This window comes from Enterobacter sp. SECR19-1250 (assembly GCF_013391025.1).
GTDB classification, from domain to species: Bacteria; Pseudomonadota; Gammaproteobacteria; order Enterobacterales; family Enterobacteriaceae; genus Enterobacter; species Enterobacter cloacae.
Genome location: NZ_JACASJ010000168.1, coordinates 1 through 6,181, shown reverse-complemented (window position 1 = coordinate 6,181; position 6,181 = coordinate 1). Strand labels below are relative to the sequence as shown.

General features: G+C 50.6%; 7 protein-coding genes and 1 pseudogene. 1 reads left to right on the top strand and 7 read right to left on the bottom strand.

Annotated elements, in window-relative coordinates; all coding sequences use genetic code 11:
- Window positions 1–139: 139 nt before the first annotated feature.
- The 7 genes from panB to HX884_RS24810 all read right to left on the bottom strand — a co-directional run bounded on the left by panB (window position 140) and on the right by HX884_RS24810 (window position 5,549).
- The gene (gene panB / locus HX884_RS24840) at window positions 140–940 is read right to left on the bottom strand and encodes a 3-methyl-2-oxobutanoate hydroxymethyltransferase (protein ID WP_064357890.1); all 801 of its coding nucleotides are present in this window, start codon (window positions 938–940) and stop codon (window positions 140–142) included.
- A gap of 42 nt (window positions 941–982) precedes the next feature.
- Window positions 983–1,273 carry a hypothetical protein gene (locus HX884_RS24835; protein WP_060210599.1) on the bottom strand — a complete coding sequence of 97 codons (291 nt, stop codon included), beginning with the start codon at window positions 1,271–1,273 and terminating at the stop codon, window positions 983–985.
- A gap of 65 nt (window positions 1,274–1,338) precedes the next feature.
- Entirely contained in the window at window positions 1,339–2,664 is a 1,326-nt protein-coding gene (gene brnQ / locus HX884_RS24830) for a branched-chain amino acid transport system II carrier protein (RefSeq protein WP_064357892.1), read from the bottom strand.
- A 112-nt stretch (window positions 2,665–2,776) separates the two neighbouring features.
- On the bottom strand, window positions 2,777–3,397 hold the full coding sequence (locus tag HX884_RS24825) for a LysE family translocator (protein WP_064357893.1): 621 nt from the start codon (window positions 3,395–3,397) through the stop codon (window positions 2,777–2,779).
- 237 nt (window positions 3,398–3,634) lie between these two features.
- On the bottom strand, window positions 3,635–4,042 hold the full coding sequence (locus HX884_RS24820; RefSeq protein WP_060591430.1) for a DUF2000 domain-containing protein: 408 nt from the start codon (window positions 4,040–4,042) through the stop codon (window positions 3,635–3,637).
- A 59-nt stretch (window positions 4,043–4,101) separates the two neighbouring features.
- A complete protein-coding gene (locus tag HX884_RS24815; RefSeq protein WP_178328941.1) occupies window positions 4,102–4,977 on the bottom strand; it encodes an AraC family transcriptional regulator in 876 nt (291 codons plus the stop codon).
- On the bottom strand, window positions 4,971–5,549 hold the full coding sequence (locus tag HX884_RS24810; protein WP_064357970.1) for a recombinase family protein: 579 nt from the start codon (window positions 5,547–5,549) through the stop codon (window positions 4,971–4,973). Before HX884_RS24810 ends, HX884_RS24815 begins: the two co-directional genes overlap by 7 nt.
- Before the next feature lie 148 nt (window positions 5,550–5,697).
- Between HX884_RS24810 and HX884_RS24805 the strand changes: the two are divergent.
- Window positions 5,698–6,129: pseudogene (locus tag HX884_RS24805) on the top strand (DUF4158 domain-containing protein); the annotation flags it as partial.
- Window positions 6,130–6,181 lie beyond the last annotated feature (52 nt).

Here is a 6,181-nt window from a genome sequence, read left to right as displayed (position 1 = left end):
TTGCGGAAAATTTAACAGCGGATGTTCGCGATCACCTGGACAAACTTCTGAGTGAGGGGTTCTACGCCGGAACCGCCGAAATTTCCGGCATGAGCCGGGACGTAATGCCCCGGATCATACTCAACAATGAGGAACAAAGTTATTCTTTATAACAGTGTTCACTGGCTGGAAATGAACCGTTTTTTACTGCGGAGACATAGGATCTGATTGCTGCACCAATACTCTCCTGCCCGGACATAAAGTTGCGCACAAATTTAGGTGTATGACCGGATAAACTGAGGCCCAGCATATCGTGCAGAACCAGGACCTGCCCATCGGTATCAACCCCGGCACCAATACCAATAACGGGCACCGATACGGTTTTACTCAACATTCTGCCAACAGAGGCTGGAACGGCTTCAACCAGGATCATGGCCGCTCCTGCGTCTTCCAGTTTTTTGGCTGTAGCGAGCAAATCATCAGCCTGCTCCTGGCCTCGCCCCTGAACCTTAAACCCACCGAAAACGTTAACGGATTGTGGCGTGAGCCCAATATGAGCACAGACGGGTACTCCCTGTCGGGTCAACTGGCGGATTACGTCAGCCAGCCATTCGCCCCCTTCCAGTTTGACCATCTGTGCTCCGGCCCGCATTAACTTTCCTGCGTTACACAATGTTTGTTCGGGGGATATACTGGACATGAATGGCATGTCAGCGATGATAAAACTCCCGGTATTACCTTTCCTCACACAATCTGTGTGATAAACCATATCATCCACAGTGACAGGCAATGTGCTGTCATGTCCCTGTAAAATCATACCTAATGTATCGCCGATGAGCAGCATATCCACACCCGCAGTACTGGCTACGTGTGCAAATGTCGCATCATAGCAGGTCAGCATGGCAATCTTTTCGCCCTGCTGTTTCATCAGTTTCAGTTGTGTCAGAGTGGTCTTTGCCATATTCAGCTTCCTGGTTAACTTTTATTAACTGTCATTACACATTTATTCAGTCCGTCGGACATCAGGGACAATTATTCGCCAGACGCCCTCAATCCCCGGTGTTCCGCAGCGTAAATACAGGCCGTTTCGTTTTTTCTTTAACTCCGGAACAGGACGCTGATTGCCACATATGTCTTTCATTGCGGTCGGGATCAGCAGGGTAACATTATCAACGTCGCGTACGCCGGCAAGAAACGAGGGGTAATAATCTGTGGTTCGCCATAGCAAATTTTCTCCGCCCGCAAACAATATCGCCAGCGCAGTTACAATGCAGGGGATCATAACGGTCTTCATGCCTGTTTCCTCTGCATATGGGCTGATTGATGATGAAAGCGAAGAGCCCGCGTTTATATACCCATTCATTTTTTCACCCCGGATAATATCGACGGCGTTCTCATTATTCGCGACATAAAATACCCTATCAGCAGGACCACAGCGGTGGGCAACAGCCAGCTCATCTGTTGATCTGAGAGAGGTAAACGGAGGTAAACGGATGGTACCCAATTAGTCAGTCCTGCCGCATGAAGACCATCAAGAACTCCGCAAACAAATGCGACAGCTGTTGCCGGTGCGATCACCTTCACCGGTTCCGGCAAACGCTCTTTGAAGAAGCCACACACGATTAATGTAATAAACGGTGGATACACCATAATAAGTACCGGGATGGAGATCCGAATCAACGCATTCAGCCCCATGCAGGAAACCAGGAAAGATAATGTGGCGAAAAAAATCACCAGGGTTTTATAGCCGAAGGGAGTCAGTGTACTGAAATAACTTGCACAGGAGCATGTCAGTCCAATTGCCGTGACAATGCAGGCCAGCGACATCAGCACGGCTAAAAAAAGAACTCCACGGTCGCCAAAAACATGTTGCACGAAGGCATGTAATACCTCAGTACCGTTAGCCGCATCCGGTATCAGGGAAACACTTTTCAGCCCAAGCGTAAAAAGACTCAGATAAGCGACGGCCAGGCCGGCACCGGCAATAATTCCGGCCCTGGTTGTGTAACGGGTAATATGGTGCCGGTCATGAAGTCCCCGGGCACGGATGGCATTCACCACAACAAGACCAAACGCCAGTCCGGCCAGGGTATCCATCGTCAGGTAGCCATTCACTATCCCACCCGAAAACGGGGAAGTGATGAATGCATTTCGGGGGGCCGGTGCGGGAACATCCGGCAGCCAGAAGACGGCACAGCACAATACGATAAGGGCTACGATCTTCAGTGGTGCCAGCACCTGCCCCACAGACTCCAGTAATCTACCGGGGAAAAGAGAAATCAGTGCCGCCAGCGTGAAATAGCAAAAACTGTAGATAACCAGTGCTGACTGGCTATGACCAGCCAGAGGTGCCAGCCCCAGTTCATAAGCAACTGTTGCCGTCCGGGGAGAGGCAAAAAGAGGTCCAATGAAAAGGTAGCAGGCAATAATGAGCAGATTCCCCGCCACGTGGCCTACCGGACTGATGATATTCCCCAGTTCACCGCCCGCCCGGGCGAGTGCGATAATGGCCAGCACCGGCAATCCTACTCCCGTCAGCAGAAAGCCGGCAGCCGCCGTCCAGACATTACTCCCTGCCTGAATACCGATAAACGGCGGGAAAATAATATTTCCGGCACCCAGGAAAAGCGCAAATGCCATAAATCCGAGAGCGGTCATTTCCCGGATATTCAGTTCTGATTTCATAAACAGTCCGCAGATATTTTTTAATTCTGTTCAGTTGTGTGTTGTCTGAGTTCGTTCGAACTAAATAGTGCCAGTCAACAATGAGCTGTTTGTGTTCCTTTTCACTGTGAGTTTAATAATGTGAAAGTTGACGATATAAAAGGAAGGCACCGAGTAATAACATAATGATCCCTGACACCCGACCAACAAAACAGGCCGCTGCCGGTCGGGTGCTGAGTACGATGCTTGCGCCATAACCCACGAGCATATAGACGACAGAGCAACTGACGGTATAGACCATTCCGAGCGTGAAAAGCTGAGTCGGGATCTGCCAGGCGGCGTCTGAGACGGTAAAGGGGGGGAGGAACGCCAGAAAGAACATAAAGGCTTTGGGATTCAGCCCGCTGACGAGTGCACCTTTCATTGCTGCCGAGCGCCAGCTGACCTGGCCGACCTCTTCTCCGACAGCGATGGGGGCCGGAGGGTGACGGAGCATACCAATGCCAAGCCACGCCAGATAGAGAGCCCCCATGACGGTGAGTAACGTCATCGCCGCTGTGTTACCTGCAACCAGGGGACCAATACCGGCCGCGACAACGATTGTCAGGACAACATATCCGAAGACCAGCCCTGTTACTGCAGGAACCTGACGTCCCCGGATACCGGCAGTAATGGCATATGCCCAGTCAGCACCGGGTGTCATAACGAACATAAGGGAAAAAAACCAAAAGGAAAGCAGGGTTGCAGCACTCATCGAACCTCCCCGTTAAAATCACTGCACGAGGAACAATCGCGATAGCTGTATGAAAAAAAGACGGTTTCGTGGTTGTCTTTATGTGAATTGCAGGTGTAATTTGTCATGGAATTTATACATCTGTAAGCAATAACTATGGTGAAGAAAAACGGGTTTACAAGAGATAAACAGAGAGAGGTGATTGCCACCCGTTTTTCATACGATTCTGGTATTCGCCCTGAATAATCAGCCCCCCGGTTACGGGTGCAGGGACAACCCTTTGATAACCTTATCCACGGCTTTTTTAGGACCGCGTATAGCCAGCCCAACCAGATCAAGCTGACTGGCATCTTCTTTCAGAAAAACCTGTCGGTTGGCTTCATCATGTCCGGTGGAGAACATGGCATGGATATAAGGGATCAGAACCAGCTCACGCTCAAGTCCTTTGCTGTGTGCTTTCTGAAGTCCGGCAAGGTCTGCTTCAAAAATAAGCATGGGTTGCCCGGACATGTTCCCGTAGCGGCGTCCAAGCGAATCGACGTAGGCTTCCCCCATGATTTCAGGCGCAGCCGAAGCGATACCTGTGGCCAGAAAGGCCACGACATTGAGGCGCTGCCAGGTGGGCAGGTCATTACGGACAATAAAGGCAATTTTTGTGTCAAACATGAGCAAAAGCACTCCGGGTGTCATCATTTAATAAAAGATGATCGGAGATCTTCAGTCTGTCAGTCTAGAACGTTTGTGCACAGGCGCTGGTAAGCCGCCGGGGACAACCGGTATGCACGCCGGAACCAGCGGCCCATATGGCTCTGGTCAGAAAAACCGACCAGAGAAGCCACCAGGACAGGCTCTTTTCCCTGTGCAAGCAATCTGCGGGCCGTCCGAAGTCGCAACCGGACAAGATAGGCATGAGGAGACTGCCCGAACACATTCTTGAACTGCCGGCTTAACCTGAAGCGATCGAGGCCACACTGCCGTGATAACTCTTCCAGACCAGTATCCTGAGACATATGATCATGAAGATAATCCCTGAGCTGATAAATTTTCCTCAGTGAATCATTCAAAAAAGACTGAGGGCGGATATCAATATGGCGTGAGAGAAGAGAAATGAGATGATCCATACTTTGATCGCGCGCAAGGCGTCCTTCACCATGGTGAACAGCCATAAACGCCAGCTGTATTGCGCTGATAAGCAACGGGTCATCCGTTAACGTATGACGAAATACCGCCTCCAGAGCAGAAACATCACCCAGACCTCGCCGAGCCATCATGTCAGAGACCCATACCTGAGGAAGATACAACATGGAGTAGGTGAAACCTTCATCTTCCGTCGCATGGCCATCATGAACTGCGCCAGGTTCGATCAGTATGGCACGCCCCGGGTGGCTGGTATGGACAGCACGACGACAACTGAAACGCTGCAGTCCCTGCTGAGTGATACCGACCAGAAGCTCATCATGGTCATGTGGATCGTAAGCATGGCCATGAAAGTGAGCACTTATGCTTTCTATACCCGTCTCGTTATCACGGCAGAAATTAAGCCAGTCCTTTTCCCCGGCAGATGTGCCTTTACAGAATTGCGGATCAGGCTGAATCAACATGCCCGCCACCGGGTCAGGGTTCGGTAAACGGTAGGACGTGATACAGAAAACAATTCCGCCAGATCGCTGATTGAATACTGCCCGGTATCGTGCATACGACACAGCTCTTTTTGTTGTTTATCAGAAAGTTTGGGTTGTTTTCCTCTCAACTTACCTTTTTCTCTGGCTATAGCCATCCCTTCACGGGTACGAAGGCGAATCAGATCGCCCTCGAATTCAGCAAAAGTGGCCAGCACATTAAAGAACATTTTCCCCATCGGGTCTGCAGGATCATAAAGACTGGTCCCCAGTGCCAGTTTAACGCCTCTGGCCTGTAATGCATCGGCGATCTCCCGCGCGTCAGGAACTGAACGTGCCAGCCGGTCAAGTTTGGGTACAACCAGAGTATCTCCGTTACGTACGGCAGCCAGGGCCTGATCCAGTCCGGGGCGTTGTCGGTTTGATCCGGTCAGCCCTTTATCGACATAAATTCTGTCCGGGGAAACACCGAGTTTCATCAGAGCCTCCTGCTGAGCAGTCAAATCCTGCCGGTCTGTGGAGCACCGGGCATACCCGATCCGTATTTCAGTCATAAATGTGTACGTTTAAGGGGCCATGAAAGAGATTGATATCGTACCAGCTATATGAGACAACGTCAGCAGTGATTTTCCCTGGATGCAAAATTTCATTTTAACTGTCCGCAGAGCGATCCTCTTACGGACATGATTAATCGGGGTCAGGATGACTACTCGTGGCAAAGCGACAGGCAAAAGTGAACGACTGGCTGTTTTAAATAATGCCGAGCAGGAAGCGCTGTATGGCCTCCCTGATTTCGATGATGCACAGCGGCTGGAATTTCTGGCTCTGGATGAATCTGAGCTGGCACTGGCCTGTAGTCGTCAGGGGCTTCACGCTCAAATTTATTGCATCCTCCAGGTCGCTTACTTTAAAGCCAAACACCTGTTTTTCCGCTTCGGGTGGGACGATGTTAAGGATGACTGTAATTTTATCCTGAGCCGTTATTTTCACGGTGAGCCACTTACTGAGCAGACCCTCACTAAGCATGAACGCTATGTTCAGCGGGAAAAAATTTGCGCCCTGTACGGTTACCGGCCGTGGTCATCTGCACTGTTTTCACAACTCGAATATCAGGCCATTCACATTGTTCGTCGGGCACTGTTGCAAAGTTAGCGATGAGGCAGCCTTTTGTCTTATTCAAAGGCCT

Excerpts from the sequence above, each read along its gene's own strand:
- HX884_RS24825 (WP_064357893.1), bottom strand. The coding sequence starts at position 3,397 with ATGAGTGCTGCAACCCTGCTTTCCTTTTGGTTTTTTTCCCTTATGTTC.
- panB (WP_064357890.1), bottom strand. The coding sequence starts at position 940 with ATGGCAAAGACCACTCTGACACAACTGAAACTGATGAAACAGCAGGGC.
- HX884_RS24815 (WP_178328941.1), bottom strand. The coding sequence starts at position 4,977 with ATGTTGATTCAGCCTGATCCGCAATTCTGTAAAGGCACATCTGCCGGG.
- HX884_RS24835 (WP_060210599.1), bottom strand. The coding sequence starts at position 1,273 with ATGAAGACCGTTATGATCCCCTGCATTGTAACTGCGCTGGCGATATTG.
- HX884_RS24810 (WP_064357970.1), bottom strand. The coding sequence starts at position 5,549 with ATGACTGAAATACGGATCGGGTATGCCCGGTGCTCCACAGACCGGCAG.
- brnQ (WP_064357892.1), bottom strand. The coding sequence starts at position 2,664 with ATGAAATCAGAACTGAATATCCGGGAAATGACCGCTCTCGGATTTATG.
- HX884_RS24820 (WP_060591430.1), bottom strand. The coding sequence starts at position 4,042 with ATGTTTGACACAAAAATTGCCTTTATTGTCCGTAATGACCTGCCCACC.